General features: G+C 49.4%; 20 protein-coding genes. 10 read left to right on the top strand and 10 right to left on the bottom strand.

Annotated elements, in window-relative coordinates; genetic code table 11:
* Nucleotides 1–172: 172 nt before the first annotated feature.
* From H9Q13_RS13305 to H9Q13_RS13285, 5 genes are read left to right on the top strand one after another with little or no spacing between them, the layout of a single operon-like run.
* Nucleotides 173–805, top strand: coding sequence for a TetR/AcrR family transcriptional regulator (locus H9Q13_RS13305; protein WP_191184297.1), 633 nt, complete (start codon nt 173–175; stop codon nt 803–805).
* Between the two features lie 19 nt (nt 806–824).
* Nucleotides 825–2,195, top strand: coding sequence for a TolC family protein (locus H9Q13_RS13300; protein WP_191184296.1), 1,371 nt, complete (start codon nt 825–827; stop codon nt 2,193–2,195).
* A 36-nt stretch (nt 2,196–2,231) separates the two neighbouring features.
* Entirely contained in the window at nt 2,232–3,380 is a 1,149-nt protein-coding gene (locus tag H9Q13_RS13295) for an efflux RND transporter periplasmic adaptor subunit (RefSeq protein ID WP_191184295.1), read from the top strand.
* A gap of 18 nt (nt 3,381–3,398) precedes the next feature.
* Nucleotides 3,399–6,824 carry an efflux RND transporter permease subunit gene (locus H9Q13_RS13290; RefSeq protein ID WP_191184294.1) on the top strand — a complete coding sequence of 1,142 codons (3,426 nt, stop codon included), beginning with the start codon at nt 3,399–3,401 and terminating at the stop codon, nt 6,822–6,824.
* A gap of 2 nt (nt 6,825–6,826) precedes the next feature.
* Nucleotides 6,827–7,084, top strand: a complete 258-nt coding sequence (locus tag H9Q13_RS13285) for an acyl carrier protein (protein ID WP_191184293.1) — start codon at nt 6,827–6,829, stop codon at nt 7,082–7,084.
* Between the two features lie 177 nt (nt 7,085–7,261).
* Here the strand turns inward: H9Q13_RS13285 and H9Q13_RS13280 are convergent, their stop codons facing one another.
* The 3 genes from H9Q13_RS13280 to H9Q13_RS13270 all read right to left on the bottom strand — a co-directional run bounded on the left by H9Q13_RS13280 (nt 7,262) and on the right by H9Q13_RS13270 (nt 9,744).
* Nucleotides 7,262–8,002, bottom strand: coding sequence for a M48 family metallopeptidase (locus H9Q13_RS13280; protein ID WP_191184292.1), 741 nt, complete (start codon nt 8,000–8,002; stop codon nt 7,262–7,264).
* 262 nt (nt 8,003–8,264) lie between these two features.
* Nucleotides 8,265–8,948 carry a YkvA family protein gene (locus H9Q13_RS13275; RefSeq protein ID WP_191184291.1) on the bottom strand — a complete coding sequence of 228 codons (684 nt, stop codon included), beginning with the start codon at nt 8,946–8,948 and terminating at the stop codon, nt 8,265–8,267.
* A gap of 178 nt (nt 8,949–9,126) precedes the next feature.
* The gene (locus H9Q13_RS13270) at nt 9,127–9,744 is read right to left on the bottom strand and encodes a C40 family peptidase (protein ID WP_191184290.1); all 618 of its coding nucleotides are present in this window, start codon (nt 9,742–9,744) and stop codon (nt 9,127–9,129) included.
* 279 nt (nt 9,745–10,023) lie between these two features.
* Here H9Q13_RS13270 and H9Q13_RS13265 point away from each other — a divergent pair, with 279 nt between their 5' ends.
* Entirely contained in the window at nt 10,024–10,236 is a 213-nt protein-coding gene (locus tag H9Q13_RS13265; protein WP_191184289.1) for a hypothetical protein, read from the top strand.
* A gap of 278 nt (nt 10,237–10,514) precedes the next feature.
* Entirely contained in the window at nt 10,515–10,928 is a 414-nt protein-coding gene (locus H9Q13_RS13260; protein ID WP_191184288.1) for a hypothetical protein, read from the top strand.
* Nucleotides 10,929–11,152: 224 nt separating this feature from the next.
* Here H9Q13_RS13260 and H9Q13_RS13255 read toward each other — a convergent pair whose 3' ends face one another.
* Nucleotides 11,153–11,491 carry a hypothetical protein gene (locus tag H9Q13_RS13255; RefSeq protein ID WP_191184287.1) on the bottom strand — a complete coding sequence of 113 codons (339 nt, stop codon included), beginning with the start codon at nt 11,489–11,491 and terminating at the stop codon, nt 11,153–11,155.
* A gap of 131 nt (nt 11,492–11,622) precedes the next feature.
* On the opposite strand from H9Q13_RS13255, the gene H9Q13_RS13250 reads away from it, so the two are divergent.
* Nucleotides 11,623–11,913 (top strand): hypothetical protein, encoded by a 291-nt coding sequence (locus H9Q13_RS13250; protein ID WP_191184286.1) that lies wholly within the window; start codon nt 11,623–11,625, stop codon nt 11,911–11,913.
* Between the two features lie 38 nt (nt 11,914–11,951).
* Here the strand turns inward: H9Q13_RS13250 and H9Q13_RS13245 are convergent, their stop codons facing one another.
* Nucleotides 11,952–12,620 (bottom strand): hypothetical protein, encoded by a 669-nt coding sequence (locus H9Q13_RS13245; RefSeq protein WP_191184285.1) that lies wholly within the window; start codon nt 12,618–12,620, stop codon nt 11,952–11,954.
* A gap of 54 nt (nt 12,621–12,674) precedes the next feature.
* Complete coding sequence (locus tag H9Q13_RS13240; RefSeq protein WP_191184284.1) at nt 12,675–13,430, bottom strand: competence protein CoiA; 756 nt, start codon at nt 13,428–13,430, stop codon at nt 12,675–12,677.
* A gap of 265 nt (nt 13,431–13,695) precedes the next feature.
* On the opposite strand from H9Q13_RS13240, the gene H9Q13_RS13235 reads away from it, so the two are divergent.
* Nucleotides 13,696–14,598, top strand: a complete 903-nt coding sequence (locus H9Q13_RS13235) for an RNA helicase (RefSeq protein ID WP_191184283.1) — start codon at nt 13,696–13,698, stop codon at nt 14,596–14,598.
* Between the two features lie 366 nt (nt 14,599–14,964).
* Here H9Q13_RS13235 and H9Q13_RS13230 read toward each other — a convergent pair whose 3' ends face one another.
* Together H9Q13_RS13230 and H9Q13_RS13225 are read right to left on the bottom strand one after the other, a co-directional pair.
* A complete protein-coding gene (locus H9Q13_RS13230; RefSeq protein ID WP_191184282.1) occupies nt 14,965–15,237 on the bottom strand; it encodes a hypothetical protein in 273 nt (90 codons plus the stop codon).
* Nucleotides 15,238–15,268: 31 nt separating this feature from the next.
* Complete coding sequence (locus tag H9Q13_RS13225) at nt 15,269–15,460, bottom strand: hypothetical protein (RefSeq protein ID WP_191184281.1); 192 nt, start codon at nt 15,458–15,460, stop codon at nt 15,269–15,271.
* A gap of 291 nt (nt 15,461–15,751) precedes the next feature.
* Between H9Q13_RS13225 and H9Q13_RS13220 the strand changes: the two genes are divergently transcribed.
* The gene (locus tag H9Q13_RS13220) at nt 15,752–16,129 is read left to right on the top strand and encodes a hypothetical protein (RefSeq protein WP_191184280.1); all 378 of its coding nucleotides are present in this window, start codon (nt 15,752–15,754) and stop codon (nt 16,127–16,129) included.
* A gap of 1 nt (nt 16,130) precedes the next feature.
* Here H9Q13_RS13220 and H9Q13_RS13215 read toward each other — a convergent pair whose 3' ends face one another.
* Both H9Q13_RS13215 and H9Q13_RS13210 read right to left on the bottom strand, forming a co-directional pair.
* The gene (locus H9Q13_RS13215) at nt 16,131–16,763 is read right to left on the bottom strand and encodes a thioredoxin family protein (RefSeq protein WP_191184279.1); all 633 of its coding nucleotides are present in this window, start codon (nt 16,761–16,763) and stop codon (nt 16,131–16,133) included.
* Nucleotides 16,764–16,772: 9 nt separating this feature from the next.
* Entirely contained in the window at nt 16,773–17,273 is a 501-nt protein-coding gene (locus tag H9Q13_RS13210; protein WP_224744278.1) for a TlpA family protein disulfide reductase, read from the bottom strand.
* Nucleotides 17,274–17,307 lie beyond the last annotated feature (34 nt).

The following is a 17,307-nucleotide window of genomic DNA, read 5'->3' as shown; positions in this document are numbered from 1 at the left end:
TTTCCGGCTGTTCGTCTAAAACTGCTTTTACCCTAGCCTCAAATCCGCCAATTTTGTGAGGAGGGCAGCCTGTGCTTATTGACTTGCTGATTGGGAACAGCCGCTAAGGAAAACTGTTGATTTACCATGGAAACTTTGGAAATCGAAAACGTTTCCATAGTTTTGCCGCAGAATGGAAGCGATACAACAAGAAACGGTAAAGGAAAAGATTGCCAGAGAGGCTTTCGGGCTTTTCTGTCAGCGAGGCATCAAGAGCGTCTCCATGGACGATATCGCCCAGCACCTCTCCATGTCCAAAAAGACCATCTATAAGTGGTACGAAAACAAGGGTGAGATCGTGTGCTTCGCGGTAAGCGGCTACCTCAAAACGGTCGAATGTGATTGTGAGGGTATTTTAAGTACGTCAGCCAACGCTATCGAAGAGCTCTTCAACATCATGGGGACTACCCGCGAGATATTCTCCAAAATTCACCCTTCTATATTTCATGACCTGCAGAAGTACCATGCCGAGGCCTGGAAACTATGGCAGGACCATAAAAACCACTATATATTCAGTAAAGTGAAGCAAAATCTGGAGCGGGGCATCGCAGAAGGCCTCTTCCGGAAGGACCTGGACGTGGAGGTGATTGCCAGGGTCCGGCTGGTGCAGATTGAGCTGCCCTTCGACGAGCGGCTTTTCCCAAGGCACCAGTTTGAGCTCATGCGGGTGCAGATGGCTAGCCTGGAGCACTACATGCTGGGCATTGCCACCCTGAAAGGACACAAGCTGATCAACCAGTACAAGCACATTACAGAAGAAGAATAACCTACTACCTGATATAATTATGAAAAAACAACTCAGTCTGCTTCTTGCCTTTGTGGTTATGCTGGGCCAATGGCAGGTGCTCGCCCAAAGCGCACCCCAGGCCTTCAGCCTGAAGCAGAGTATCGACTACGCCCTGCAGCACCGCCACAGCCTGCAAATGGCCCGCAACCAGCAGGAAATCGACAAGGCCAAAGTCGGCGAGATCAGGGCGATGGGCCTGCCGCAGATTAATGTGGCTGCAGATTTAGGAAAAAACGTGATTCAGCAGAAGAGCTTTCTGCCAGCCGAGTTTTTCCAGGATCCTGATGATCCGAACTCGCCGCCAGACGGAACCTTCGTGCCGGTGGTCTTCACGCCCAAGTATAACGGAAACGCCTCTGTTACCGCCAGCCAGCTGTTGTTCGACGGCTCTTACCTGATCGGCTTGAAAGCAGCCAAGACCTATACCGAACTGTCCCAAAAATCGACGCATCAGAGCGAGATCGAGGTGGTGGAGCAGGTGGCCAAGGCTTACTACAGTGTGTTGGTGAGCCGCGAACGCATGGAGCTCCTCAATCAGAACCTGGACCGCCTGGACACGCTCCTGCGCCAGACCCAGGTGATGTTCGACAACGGGGTGGCGGAGAAGCTGGACGTGGACCGCCTGCGGGTTTCTTACAACAACCTGAACGTGGAGAAGAAAAAGACCGAGCGCCTGCTTAGGTTGGGCGAAGACTTGCTCAAGTTCCAGATGGGAATGGACCAGAAGCAGCAGATGGTGCTGACCGACAGCCTGAGCGAGGTGCAGGTGGATATGGCCAAGGCCGACCAGAACGGCTTCAATTATAATAGCCGCATCGAATACTCCATACTGGAAACGCAGCGCGACCTGGCTATGCTGAACCTGCGCAACATCCGCTCCGGCTACCTGCCCAAGCTATACCTGAATGGGCGCTACGGCTACATCGCCGCCAACAACGAGTTCAGCGAGATAAGCAGAAGCAGCAACTGGCTTAATTTCGCCTATGTAGGCTTGGGGCTGCAAGTCCCTGTTTTCGACGGCCTGCGCAAACACTACCAGGTGCAGCAGTCCAGGCTGACGCTCGAAAACACCAAGCTAGGTTTTGAAAGCCTGAAGCAAGGTATAGACCTCGAACTGGAGCAGGCATCCACAGACCTGACCAACTCAATGGATGTGCTGGCTTCGCAGCGCGAGAACCTGCAGCTGGCCGAAGAGATTGCCCGTGTGGCCAAAATCAAGTTCCAGGAGGGCGTAGGCTCTAACCTGGAGGTAGTAACTGCCGAAACTGATCTTCGTCAGGCGCAAACCAACTACTACGCTGCCATGTACGATGCGCTCATCGCGAAAGTGAACCTGGACAAGGCCACCGGTACCTTACTTATAAAATAGAACTACCTGAAAAAGAAGATTAATCGACCAATCCTTATGAAAAAGATATTCGGAGTTACATCACTGGCCCTGCTACTGGGTTTGGCCGCCTGCAACAGCGGTAACGATAAAGAGGCACAGCTGGCGGAGCTCAAAAAACAGCAGACAGCCATACAGGAGCAGATTGCGACCCTGGAGGCAGAACTCAAAGCGGAAGGCAAAGGCACTGTGGCGGAGAAAAAAACGGTACCGGTCACGGTTGCCACTGTGAAAGCGGATACCTTCCGGCACTACCTGGAAGTGCAGGGCAGCGTGGACTTTGACCAAAACGTGCTGGTGAGCGCCAAAGTGCCCGGTGTGCTCACGAGCGTGCGCGTGAAGCGCGGCGACAAAGTATCGAAAGGTCAGACCATGGCCACGATAGATGCGCAGGTGCTGGAGCAGAACATTGCCGAGGTGCGCACCCGCCTGGAACTGGCCCGCATCGCTTTCGAAAAACAGAAAAACCTCTGGGAACAAAAAATAGGCACGGAGATGCAATACCTAACAGCCAAGAATAACAAAGAGGCCCTGGAGCGCAGCATGGCTACCCTGCAGCAGCAGCGTGACCAGTACAACGTGAAGGCTCCGGTTGCAGGCGTGGTAGACAACGTGATTCCGAATGCCGGTGAGGCTGTGGCACCCGGTGTGGGCATTATCCGAGTGGTGAATACCAATGGTTCCAAGATTGTGGCCGAAGTATCGGAGGCATACCTGGCCAAGATCAACAAAGGCGACGAGGCGCTGGTGCGCTTCCCGGACCTTAACCAGGAAATCTCCGCAACAGTGGATGTGGTGAGCCGCTTTATCAACCCAAGCAGCCGCACCTTCACTATCGAGCTGCGCCCCAAAAACGTGAATGTTGAGCTTCGTCCTAATCTGGTGGCCGTGGTGCGCATTCAGGATTACAAGAAAGAAGACGCCATTGTGGTGCCGGTGAACCTGGTGCAGCGGGATGAGACATCGCAATACGTGTACGTGACCCAGAAAAAGGGAGACCGCCACATCGCTACCCGAAAAGAGGTGGAGACAGGAGTGAACTACCAGGGGCAGGTGGAAGTGCTCAAGGGCCTTTCCGCCAACGACCAGATCATCACGGCCGGATACCAGAGTGTGAACGAGGGGCAGCCGGTGGTTTTTAACCAGGTGAGCAACGTGCAGCAATAATCATTTAAGCCAGGAACTATGAAATATTTCAAGCCGACCAGTTGGTCCATTGATAATAGAACCAGTATTTACATCATCACCATCATCATCACGCTGGCGGGTATATACTCTTATGTCAAGCTGCAGAAAGAGAACTTCCCTGATATAGTGATCCCGACGGTGTTTGTGGGCACTGTATACCCGGGAACGTCGCCCGCTGACATCGAAAACCTGGTGACCAGGCCCATTGAGAAGCAGCTGAAAGCGATTTCGGGGGTGAAGAAAGTGTCATCCAACTCTATCCAGGACTTCTCTATGATCACGGTGGAGTTCAACACCGATGTGGATGTGGTAGAGGCCAAGCAGCTGGTGAAAGATGCTGTGGACAAAGCCCGGACCGATTTGCCAACCGACCTCGACCAGGACCCCGATGTGCAGGAGGTAAACTTCTCTGAGTTTCCGATCATGTACCTCAACGTGTCGGGCAACTACAGCCTGGACCGCCTGAAGAAGTACGCCGAAGACATTCAGGACCGCATCGAGGCGCAGTCTGAGATCACACGCGTGGACATGGTGGGTGCGCTGGATAAGGAAGTGCAGGTAGACGTAGACCTGTATAAGATGCAGGTGGCGCAGGTAACTTTCGCAGACATCAGCCGGGCCATCGCCTCCGAAAACGTGACTGTGTCTGGCGGTAACATCTCGGTAGGCGAAACAAAACGCTCCGTGCGAGTAGTAGGCCAGTATACCGACCCGAACAAGATCGGAGACATTGTGGTGAAGTCACTGACAGGTGCCAACATTCAGCTCAAAGAAATCGCCACGATCCAGGAAGGTTTTGAGGAGCAGGAGAGCTTTGCCCGTCTTGACAATGCGCCTGTTATCACACTCAACGTGATCAAGCGGAGCGGCGAAAACCTGATCGAAGCATCGAACAAGATACACGACATGGTGGAGGAGATGGAAGGCAGTGTGTTGCCGGATGACCTGAAGATCACCATCACCGGTGACCAGTCCACGCAGACCCGCCATACCCTCAACGACCTGATCAATACCATCATCATCGGGTTTGTGCTGGTGACGATCATCCTGATGTTCTTCATGGGAACGACTAACGCCATTTTCGTGGGCTTGTCAGTGCCGCTTTCCATGTTTATCGCTTTTATTTTAATGCCGGTGCTGGGCTTTTCGCTCAACATGATTGTGCTGTTCTCGTTCCTGCTGGCCCTGGGTATCGTAGTGGACGATGCTATTGTGGTGATCGAAAACACGCACCGCATTTTGCACCAGTCTAACCTGGGCGTTATGAAATCGGCCAAGTTGGCAGCCGGTGAGGTATTTGTGCCGGTGCTGGCGGGTACGCTGACCACGGTGGCGCCGTTTCTGCCGCTGGCTTTCTGGCCAGGTATAGTCGGGAAGTTCATGTTCTTCCTGCCTATCACGCTTATCGTTACCCTGATGTCATCGCTGTTGGTGGCGTTCATTATCAATCCCGTGTTTGCGGTTTCTTTCATGAAAAAGGAGCACGAGCAGGATGCCGATGTGTCACCGCGTGCCCGCAGAACATTCTGGATGCTGGTGGGTGCCGCTTTCCTGGTTGCCATTGTAGCCTACCTGGCGGGCTGGTATGGCACAGCGAACCTCACCATGCTCATGCTGATATTGGTGTTGCTGAACAGGTTTGTGTTCCGTCGCATGATCCATGGTTTCCAGAACAACACGCTGCCCCGTTTCATGCGTGGGTATGAGCGCCTGTTGCGCTGGATGCTGGCCGGCAAACGGCCTGTCTGGATGTTCGTGAGCGTAATTGTTTTGCTTTTCTTCTCCTTGTTTTTAACAGCGGTGCGTCCGCCAAAAGTTGTATTCTTTCCGGAGTCTGACCCTAACTTCGTGTATGCCTACATCAGCATGCCGGTAGGTACGGATCAGATTGTGACTGATTCTGTTACACGCGTAATTGAGCAGCGCATCTACAATGTCGTAGGCGATGAAAACCCGGATGTGGAATCGGTTATTTCCAATGTGGCCATCGGCGCCGGAGATGAGAACGACCGCAGCGTGACGGCACAATCTCACTTAGGAAAGGTTACCGTAGCCTTTGTAGAGTATCAATACCGAAGCGGCGAGCGCAGTACCCGCGAATACATGAACGAGATCCGTGACGCGGTGCGAGGTATACCGGGCACCAACATTACAGTGGCCCAGGAACAGAGCGGACCGCCGGTGGGCAAACCGATCAGCATTGAGATAGCAGGTGAGGACTTTGAAGGCCTGGTAGCTCTCTCGAAGCAGGTGCAGACCTACATCGAGCAGCAGCAGATAGGTGGTATAGAGGACCTCCGCAGCGACCTTGAAGACAATAAGCCGGAGATCATGATCAACATAGACCGGGAGCGTGCCAACCGCGAAGGCATCAGCACCGGGCAGGTAGGTATGGAACTGCGCACGGCCATTTTCGGCGACGAGGCCTCTAAGTTCAAGCTAGACGAGGACGAGTACCCGATTCAGGTGCGATACGCGGAGCCTTATCGCAAGAACATCGACGCGTTGCTGGGAATGCGCATCACGTACCGCGACATGAACAGCGGGCAGGTACGCCAGATTCCGCTTTCGTCGCTGGCTACTATAGAGTACGGTACGTCGTATGGCGGCATCAAGCGCAAAGACCTCAAGCGCATGGTCACGCTGGAGTCGAACGTGCTGGACGGCTACAATGCCAACGAAGTGGTGCAGAACATTGAGAGTGCGCTGCAGAATTTCTCCACACCGGAAGGGTATGAGGTGAGCATGGGCGGACAGCAGGAGGAACAGGAGGAGACGGCCAACTTCCTGTTGGTAGCACTGGTAGCGGCTTTCTGCATCATCTTCCTGATTCTGGTGACGCAGTTCAACTCGGTGTCCAAGCCATTCATCATTCTGTCGGAGGTGCTGTTCAGTATCATCGGCGTGCTGCTGGGTTTCTCTATCTTCGGAATGGACGTGTCCATTGTGATGACGGGTGTGGGCATTGTGGCGCTGGCCGGTATCGTGGTGAAAAACGGTATCCTGATCGTGGAGTTCACGGACATGCTGCTGGCAGAAGGCAAGGAACTGAAGGAGGCGATCGTGGAGGCAGGCAAGACGCGTCTGAACCCGGTGTTGCTGACGGCCACGGCCACTATACTAGGCCTCATACCACTGGCGTTAGGTATAAACCTGAACTTCTATACCTTGTTCACGGAGTTCAAGCCTAGCTTCTTTATGGGCGGTGACAGCGTGGCCTTCTGGGGGCCGCTTGCCTGGACGATCATTTTTGGCTTGGGCTTTGCAACGCTCATCACACTGCTGATTGTGCCGGTGATGTACCTGCTCAATGAGAAGCTGAAAGATAGAGTAAAAGGAAACAGGAAACCTGCGGGCGCTGTGAAAATAGTGGACCAGCAGGATGTGCCTGTGAATGGAAAAGTTAGAGAATACACCCTATAAATATGCTTACAACAACTGATAAGACTATTGAGCGTGAGGTTATCCGCATCATTAGCAAAACCAAGGAGATAAGACCGGCCCGCCTGCAGGCCAATGCCCGCCTGGAGAAGGATTTCGGCTTCGATACGGTTGATCTGGTTGATATCATCCTGGAGCTGGAGAAAAGCTTCAATATCGTTATCCCGGATGAAGTGCCGATCAACACCGTAGGCGATTTCGTGGATTTCGTGGCTTCGCACAGCATGTGGGAAGCCAGTTAATATGAGGTTTATACCTTAAAAGCAGAAGAGGCCGGGAGTATATTCCCGGCCTCTTCTGCTTTCAGGCTACTCAGACCAGCTCTGCGGCAACTGGATAAGTCGCATGCTTTTCAAAAGTTAATCTGAGGCCTGTATTAATGAGGATAGAGTAAGGGTATATTCAATAAGTCTTGCTTTTTAGTAAATAGAAATGCGATAAGCTTTCAGCTTCGTGTCGAGTGCTTTGGAGTTCACGCAGACTTTGTCGAGCAGTGCCCAGAATTGCGGGCCGTGGTTCTTCTCTACGGTATGGGCCAGCTCATGCAGGATCACGTAGTCGCAGAGTGAATCAGGCAGGCGCATGAGATGCAGGTTCAGGTTGATGTTGTTGGTGTGCGAACAGCTTCCCCAGCGTGACTTGGCATTCTTGATGAACACATTCTGGTACCGGAAGCCGAACTTCTCAGCAAAGTAGGCCACCCGCTTCGGCAGATAATCCTTGGCTTCTTTGCGGTAGGTCTCCTCAATGGACTTACGGATGAATTTCTGCACTTCGCTGTCGCGCACCTCTTTGTAAGCTGGGTAAAACACGTTGATATAGCCGTTCTCAATCACGCAGCGCATGGTATACTGGGCATGGGTGAGAAGGCGCAAGGTATGGGAGCGGGTTTTGAAGTCAGTGCTGCCGTCATACATGGTCACCTGCTCCTCATGCTGCTTCATGCGAGCCTGATGCTCTTTTATCCAATCGCTTTTGGTGTAGATAAGCTGCTCCGCTTTCTCGAAACTGATGTGGGGCGGCACGGCAACCCGAATGCCCTTGAGCGGCCTAACACTGATGCTAAGTCTCTTGGCTTTTTCACTCCGCTCAATCAGAACCTTCCCGATTCCATCGATGTGGAGATTAACAGATGTAAGTCGTAAAAATGATGAGGACACTTTGGCTAAAAGTTAAAATACAAAATCACTACTCCAAATATAGATAATAAATTCTTTAAAAAGCTAGTAGTTAGATAGCTTTTGTATAAAATTATTTAAATTTTTGTATTTGAATAGTGCTATATTGTGTAGCTGTAATGTATTTTTTCAATCGCTCTTATTGCCCATTAGCAACCCGGCAAGGCACATTTCAGGTGCCAGGCTGATGTAAAAAAAGCTACCCCGGGGGTAGCTTTTTTTACATTCTGAAGAGTCAGGCCATTTAGCGTATGTTACCGCCATCCGGTATGTCGTCGTGCGGGTTTTTGGCTACACGGCTGCTGTCCGTAGTCGAGGCGCGAACGATGGGCTCGTGGTGTCCCGGTTCCTGCGAACCATGTCCTTGTGAGGAGTGCGCCATAGCTTCGTGAGTTGTCTCTGTACTGGCACCTGGCTGGTCACTGTACTTTGGCGTGCCGAAAGAGCTGTCAGCATGGTGAGGCTCCAGGGTATGCACTGCCGCTTTCTGCTGCGCTTGCCGGGTGCTGTCCCAGTCTTTGAAGCGGTCCAGCTCGGACTTGATGCTGGTCATAAACCAGGCCAGCAGCGTGGCGTCATCCAGCAGGCCGATCACCGGTATAAAGTCCGGGATCAGGTCGATGGGCATCAGGAAGTAGAGGATAACGGCCACACCGCCTACCAGCGTCGTGTTAGGTATGCCCTTGTACTCGCCACTCATGGCCGACTTGATCATGTGCGAGAGCACCTGCAGGCTTTCCCAGGCCTCGGCGGCCAATGAGCCCAGACTCTTCTTGGCGGTGGCTTTCTTAAAGGCGTCGTTCAATAGTTTGATCACTTGAGAAGGATGCTCTAAGTACTTTTCTGCTTTTTTGAGTATGCTCTTGAAAAGTTGGCTTTGGGAGATGGTTTTGCCGTCTGGCTTTTGGGTTGTTTCTTGGTTATCCATAGGTATGTATGTGCTTGATGTACTGGCAGTGTCAGCGTGTCTGCCAAATTGGGCGCAAGTTGCTTAACTCTGCACAACCTTCCTATACCTTGCCGGAAGTAAATTTGTTGTAGGGTACAAACGAAAAACGGACGCAGTATGGCTGCGCCCGTTCAGAAACCCTGAATAGGTGATTTTCTTAATCCACCCGCCCTGCGGCGTAGTAGTTTTTGCGGTAGTAAGGCTCCTTAAGCGAGCTGATCATCACGCCGCCGTTGGTGGCTGAGTGCACAAACTTATTGTCTTTGAGGTATATGCCCACATGGAAGATCGGCTGCCTGGGGCTGCGGCGGAAGAACACGAGGTCGCCGGTGCGAATGCTGTCTTTGCGGATGCGGGTCACGTCGTCGAACATGGAGCGGGAGCTGCGGCTCAGGTCTATCCCGTATACGTCGCGGTAAATGCTGGTCACGAAACCAGAGCAGTCGGTGCCTCTTTTGGAGCTGCTGCCGTAGCTATAGGGAGTGCCCAGCCAGCCTGTAACCGTTTTGAGCAGATCCTTGTCTTCGCTGTAGTCCAGTTGGAGGCCCAGCTTGCGGGAATAGCGCCTGTAAAACAGCGAGTCGATCTCGCGGGGCTGCTCCACGGACAGCTCAAGCTGTAGCGCCCGGGCCATATCCTCGCCGTTGTAAATGGTGTAAGGCGTGATGGCCATGGCCGTCTCATCCGGCTGCGACTCGGGCGTGCGTGCCTCGTAAAAGAAGGATAGAATAAGCGATGCCAAGGCAAGCACACTCAGAATGATGGTCTTTGTCATAGGGTTTAGCATGTCTTGCAGCCACCGAAGCGGCAAACAGATGTCACCTTATGGTTGGAGAGTAGTCTTGGCAAAAATTGCATTTTATACTCTGCAACCTGAGCACTACAGATAAGTATAGCACAGCAGGGTGCAAAAATAGGTACAAATAAGTTAACGGACAAGACCGTGCCTTATTGTTATTCACCCCTGATCGTCAGGCCTTCACCTCCTGGCGTAGGATGCTCGCCTCAGCCGGGCACAAGCAATTGGGTGAGTTCGGAAGGGGGGCACCGCTGCATGAACATTTTGATGGCCGTGTACTCGAACATTCTCAACATCTCGGACAACGTGGAGGTGGAGCCGCAGTTCAGCCTGTTCAGAATTGATGACGCCAACGAGAATGTGGAGCTGGCCATGAAGGCGAACGGCGGCAAACCGGTCATCGATCAGGAGGAGGTCATTCGCATGGGGGGCTTTGGGACTATCCAGATGAGACTATCAAGAAGCTGAAGGAAGAGGCCACGTCAAATTTGACCAGTCCCGAAACGGGTAGTGAGAGTAGTGCAGGGGCGCTGAAGGCTTCGTAAGCTGGACCAAACATCATAGCAAAAGGCCACTCTTTCGGGTGGCCTTTTTTGTTGTGCATATTTAGTAATTCTTTAAATTAGATTAAAATATTATTATTTATATTTATAATCTAATTCAGGTGCTAAATGAGTAACATTAGGGATAAGGTATGGAGGACATTAGCCGATTCCAAGGTTAATGAATGCTTTTCCAGTTTGGTAGTGAAAAGATATCAGAAGTACGACCTTTTCTTAAACCTCTTCCTTGTCTTCACTACTTCGTCTAGTGTAGCCGCATGGGCTATTTGGGAGAGCCTAGATTTACTCTGGGGGCTCATTATAGGAGCTAGCCAGATGCTTACTTTAGCTAAGCCTTATTTCCTGTTTCCGAAGTATATCAAAGTGTTCAGTGAGAAAAAGGGACAGTGGCAGACACTGACCGTCGAAGTTGAAGAATTGTGGCATAAGTTGGACAGGAATGCCATAGACAAGAGTGAAGTCTGGGAGATATATACTGACATCCGTAAAAGAATGGCAGACTTAGACCAAACGCCGGAAGATATCATATTTTTCAAACATGGAAGCTTACATAAAGAAGCAGAGACAACTTGTAACAATTACCTTAATAAAATATAGCACATGAGCAAACAGAGACCTATAGAAAAGCCTACAGAAAGGCCAACTGAGCCTTTACCAAAACCACATGAGGAGCCTTTTGATCCTCCTAGACGAGAAATAAGTCCAGAAATAATTCCAGATATCAATCCAGCTTTCCCAGGGCACAGTGATCCGCCCCCTACGCCGCCGGAGCGAGGTGAATGAAAAAAGGCGACTTCTATGTCCCTTGTTTTAAGGCTCCTTTAGGCCCGCACCAGCACCACCTCAGCCGGCGCATACCCATGCTCCCGCTCAAAGTGCTGCAGAGTTGAAGTTAGACACTGAAGCGCCGTGTTTAAGATATTTTTGCGATAGCCTTCCGTCATGTAGTTGTGGAAGACACCGGGTCCGTAACCCTTCACCCAGTGAGCAGCCTGATACTCTTTGATCTGGCCGACAGAACCGGCATGCAGGAAGATCACGTTGGGGCGCTGTTTCTTTATCTTTCGCTTGAACTGGTAGGCTGTCTCATTTGCATCACACCCGAACAGGTAGATGGCCCCGCTGCCTATCACCGCTTGTTTTAACTCTATCCACTTCATGCGGCAAAGGTAAATGACGATTTGCTAAATATGTTGGTGAGTTGTTGGCAAATTCCATGGCAGTTATAGGTCTATTTCAATATATGCTATTTATATTAGCAAAATCATTTAACCCTTTAACCCAAAAAACAATGTCAGACTTTAAAGGATCTTTAGTGCCTAACATTAGCACTGAGAGTTTCAAAACACCAGAAATCAACTGGGAAGCCATTAATGCTAGTCGCAATCAGCCGTTTATCAAATTTGAAGTGCCCGGCTCTGATTCGAATCTTACTTATATTATCAACAAATCCAGCATTGATAGTATTGTTTATGACAATGACGCGGATGAGCAGTTGCTAGATGTTGTTGTGAACGGGAAGACGATCGCCTTTAGAGGGGGAGTCGCTGAAAAGGTTTTCGAAATCCTAGGCGATTTGTAGATAAACAATAGAAAAGCCCCAGCTAATGCTGGAGCTTTTTATTTAGGCTTTTGTTGCTGCTGGGAGTAGTGATCAAGGAATGCTTTATAACTGTACTTCTTTACGCTGGTTTCACTAAGCAGTCTGTAGAGCGCACCACCTTTGTCCAGAAATACGTGCGCGTTGGCGTCGAACCAAACCTCGCGTTTTCTCTTCCAGTTTAGGTGGAACCTGTTGTTATTGTTTCTTCGGATCTCACTGGCTTTCCTAGATAGCTCGGTAGACAGGTATTGAGTGTCGTGCTCGTGTGATTGACGCAAACCCTCTATTTCAATTTCATATTCCATTATATTGTGATCAGCGGACATGGCGATTTCTTCGTATTCTTTTTCAGCTTTAACAATGTCAGACTGTGCTTTCTGCAGCCCTTCCTGAAAAAAAACCTGGCAGGTCTCCTGCCAGGTTTGCAAAGCAGTATCCACATTGGCTTTGGCTTCCAATAATCTTTCTTGGATGGATGCCCGCCATTTGGTTCCCAGCTCTTTGTACTGCTCCTGGCTCAGGTAGAGTGTGAAGTCATTGCGCCGTAACAGGTAATCCATAAACTCAGCGGATCCGACCGGTTCTCGCTTGGCGAACAGGGTGCTTACTTCGGTGTTTTTAAGGCAAAAGACGGCTCCGGCCAAACCAGCTTTGGCTATTGACTTGGCTATTTCAGGGGTAAGCAAGGTGAATTCTTGGGATGGGTTGCTGTAGGCATTGAAGAATATCTCACCTTTTTCCTATTGATGTTCAAGATCAGTTAATATGGCCTGAAATTTCCCGTAGTCTTTTCCGAAAATCCACACGGAAGAATCTAGGCTGGTTGCGGCATGGAGCTCTTTTAAACTTGGAAGCCTACCGGATTTCTTTAGCTCAGACCCAAAGGTTTTGTCAGCTTCAAATGCGTCTTTTCTTTTCTGCCAATGCTTAACATTATTCTCTAGAGATCCGATTACATCTTTCTTGAGCTCAGTCTCCCTTTTCACTTTGCGGATCTTAGCTTTAATCTGTTCAATTGCTTGTTTGGTGTTATAGTCTTGCATGTGGTTAAACTCATGCTTGCCCCGATACATCCTTCGGATTGTTCGCTCGGCTTCGGACTCAAATGTGATGTCGAAGTTGTCAGCATTCACAACCCATACCAGCTTGGTGTAGAAGCTCTCGCGCTGCCGTAACTCTTCGGGGAGAATAGTGGAGTTTTGAAACTCAATGGCCACCCCATTGGGGGTGCAAACATCTGCAATGTGTTTCACACCGGTGTGCTCATCGGTGAAAATAACCTCCTGCCATGCTTCGGGGAATTTAGCTTTCCAGGCCAAGTGCCATTCGCTTTCTCCCTTGCCCGCGAAACTGCAAGAACTACCAGGGCGGTGCTTCCAGTGATGAGTTACATACTCACCGCAGAAAGCTTTTACGGTGTCGTCACAACATTTGCATAAGCCGGTTAAACCTTTCTCGGCACGCCTTCTGATACCGTCTACATAAGCGTAAAGCATAGTTCTTGTTTATAGCAGTCTCTCAGCCCATAAAACTAGGGATAATCTTGCGATTCCCTAAAATAAGGAGCGGGAATATACAGAACCACATATCATTGAGCAGCTTGATATTACAAAGCGCTACCTTGTCAAAATAAGGCTGCATGATTTCTGATCATAAACATGAACCTTTTTAAACACAGATTATAATTTTTTTTATGTTATCGTAGTATAAAAACAGTATTAGTTTGATATATTTAAAGCTGCATATAAAGCTCATAAGACAATGCCAAACAAACAAAAGCCCACAGAAACTGAACAACCTATAGAGAATAAAGAAATCTGCGGGCTGATTATGCCGATTGCTGGAAACGATGAGTATACTGCCGCACATTGGTCTGAGGTCAAGCACATTTTAGAAGAGGTAATTCAAGAAGCAGGATTTATTGCCAACATGGTCAGCGATGCAGAAGAGATCGGTATTATTCATAATAGGATTGTGACAAACATATATAACAATCCTATTGTGGTCTGCGATGTAAGCTCTAAAAACCCGAATGTGATGTTTGAGTTAGGTTTGCGTCTGGCATTCGATAAGGCTACTATAATTGTCAAAGACGATGCGACCAACTATACCTTTGATACTGGAGTAATCGAACACTTGAGTTACCCTCGTGACCTTCGATATTCATCTATCATTGGTTTCAAACAAAAGTTGAAAGCCAAGCTTATATCAACATACGAAAAGTCTAAAGATCCGGAATACTCCACCTTTCTTAAGAGCTTTGTTCAGTATAAGCCTAAGCTTGAGACACAGGAGATTGGACCGCAAGAGTTCCTGATGAAACAGTTGGAAAACATTAACAAACAGCTTGCACGATTAGAAATAAAGAACACAGGGGTTCACGTCATCAACAAGTTAAAACAGTCGGGTGCTAGTGATACAGGAATAACTCTGAGTAGTGATTTTCTTAAGAGTGAGTTTGTAAAATCGCTTAATCAAAACAACAATAGTTCCGTTATTGATTTTTCAAATATTTCTGCAATAACATCTCACTTTATAAAATACCTTGAAGATAAAGGGGTAGTCTCAGACTTCTCGGTAAATGACAAAGACAAACTTATATATCAAATCCACAATATGATATATGATTCTTGGCCGAATATAAAGAGTCAGCACATCGCTTAAAAAGCTAAAAAGCCTTGGTGAGAGCTAAGGCTTTTTCATTCCACTTTAATCCCACTAACTACCTATATGTAGCTACGACTTCTGCTGGGATCTCACTTATTGAGATCAGGTATTTATCAATATTCCATTATACGCCTCTTGCAAGCATCTTCAACTATTTCCTTATCAGGAAAGTCTTCAGCATCATAAATGAAACTGTCGATGATAAGCTCCTTCGTGTCGGACTCATATGCTGCGGTTATAAAAAAAATGTCTCATATCTCTGGCTATTAATTGATTATAACAAAGGTGCTGAACTTGTTTTCGGAATATTGCAAACCCCTATGTGCTATCAGGAATACAGTCTCGATTCATTGGAGTATAGAATTAGAGTACTAACTCCCATTTTTTTTCTTGTGCGATCTCCTGCCAAGCGAACGGCAGCACCATTTGATTATCAGGTGTATTATCAGGAGCAGGTCGTTTCGGTGGCTTGTACCCATCGTTGGGATTGTCAGAGAACTTCATACAGTCTTTTAAGCCGTAGGTGCTTCTGCCAATCTGGTCAGCAATAGCAACTGGTAATTCACCTGTGATGAATGCTAGGTCAAGTTGGTACTTCAGCTTACATTCTTTACCTAGTGAGCAGTATTTGCGCATTGTTGCATCATTCGGATAATCACAACCATCTTTAGGAAATAAAGCCCTCGTACACTGTTCGCAGCTGTAGCGCCCGGGCCATATCCTCGCCGTTGTAAATGGTGTAAGGCGTGATGGCCATCGCCGTTTCATCTGGCTGCGACTCGGGCGTGCGTGCCTCGTAGAAGAAGGAGAGAATGAGCGATGCCAAGGCAAGCACACTCAGAATGATGGTCTTTGTCATAGGGTTTAGCATGTCTTGCAGCCACCGAAGCGGCAAGCAGTTGTCACCTTATGGTTGGAGAGTGGTCTTGGTAAAAATTGCATTTTATACTCTGCAACCTGAGCACTACAGATAAGTATAGCACAGCAGGGCGCAAAAATAGGTACAAATAAGTTAACGGACAAGACCGTGCCTTATTGTTATTCACCCCTGATCGTCAGGCCTTCACCTCCTGGCGTAGGATGCTCGCCTCAGCCGGGCACAGGTCAGGTATAGCGCCGTACAAACAAATGAATAGGATGGACACAAATCATGGATTATAAAATTGTAGAGAATTCACCTTTTGCCCGCATAGCCCGCATGGTGCTCAAAAGCCGGAATGTGGCCATGGTGCTGGGCAAAACCATTCACCTGAGCGGCGTGAAACGGGAAGCCTTTCTGAAGGACAGCGGCTGGGTGGCGCATGAGCTTTGCCATATCCGGCAGTTTCAGGAGCATGGGTACCTCAGGTTTCTGTGGCTATACCTACGCGAGTCGATGCGGGTGGGCTACTACAACAACAAGTATGAAGTGGAGGCCCGCATTGCCGGCCTCAAGGGAGAAAAAAATATACCTGTTGCCAAAAAAGCAGACAGCTCCATCAATCCGACGGAGCTGCCATTGCCTATTGATGTAAAAAAAGAGGTATAGCCTACGCTTCGCGCCACTTGATGGTGCAGCCGATCGCTTTGGTGTTTGGCTGGCTCACGGCTTTGCCTGAAACCAGTTCGTCAAGGGCGGCTTCGGCGTATTTCTTCTGTACCTTCTCCGGCTCACGCGAGTTGTCGTCTATCGTGCCGATGTAGGCTACCTTGAACTTGCCGTCTTTCTGCTTTTGCACTACATACAAGTGCGGGGTGCGGGTGGCGCCGTAGGCTTTGGTGATTTCCTGCGTTTCGTCATACACATATGCGAACGGAAACTTCTTCTCCCTGGCACGAACCTGCATATCCTGGTAAGAGTCCTTTGGCGATACCTGCACATCGTTTGGGTTGATGGCGATCACCGGGTAACCCTTCGGTGCATACTTGTTGTGCAGGTCGATGATGCGGTCCTCATAGGCCACGGAGTAGGGGCAGGTGTTGCAGGTGAAGGTCACGATAAAGCCCTTGGCGTTTTTGTAGTCGCTCATGGAGACCATTTTGCCATCCACATTTTTGAGTTTGAAGTCGCGGGCGGTGTCGCCCACCTGGTAGCCGGAGTCGCTGGCAGGTATAGCTGCCATCAGGAAGCCTACAAAAAGCAGGCACACCATGTAAAGAAGCGGGGTTGTGGTATTCTTCATAGTAACAGATTATGGTTTATACTTATTGATCAGTTCCTGTAATTCGGCTTCGGAAAGCTCACGCTCCACAAACTCGTACTGCTTGCGTTTGTTATTGAAAAACATGGTGGCAGGTATGGCACCCGACCACTTGGGTTCGATGCGGTCTATCCAGGTATTGCCGTCGGGCTCGTCGAGCAGGTATAGCCGCGACTGCAGGTTGCGTTTCTCCACAAAGGGGATAACACGCTTTTCAAGATCTTGCACGGCGTCCATGCTCACCAGAATCACACGCACCGGTTGGCCCTTATACTGCTGGGTGATCGCCTCAAAATACGGCATCTCCTTGATGCAGGGCTTGCACCAGGTAGCCCAGTAGTTGACAACATACAAAGTGTCGTGCGGCGATGCCCGGATCTTTTGCAGTTCATCGAACTTGATGGTGCTTACTTTTTGCTGAGCCAGCGAGGCGGTTGCAGCAAACAGAACAAAGGCCACCAAGAGCATGGCTGGCTTAACGTATTTCATCATGAGCTAATAACGAATCGGTGAAAGCGTGTATTGC

The sequence above is a fragment of the Pontibacter aquaedesilientis genome (assembly GCF_014773225.1).
GTDB lineage: Bacteria > Bacteroidota > Bacteroidia > Cytophagales > Hymenobacteraceae > Pontibacter > Pontibacter aquaedesilientis.
The sequence above is the reverse complement of the archived record's forward strand: the minus strand, read 5'-3'. Positions and strand labels throughout refer to the sequence as shown.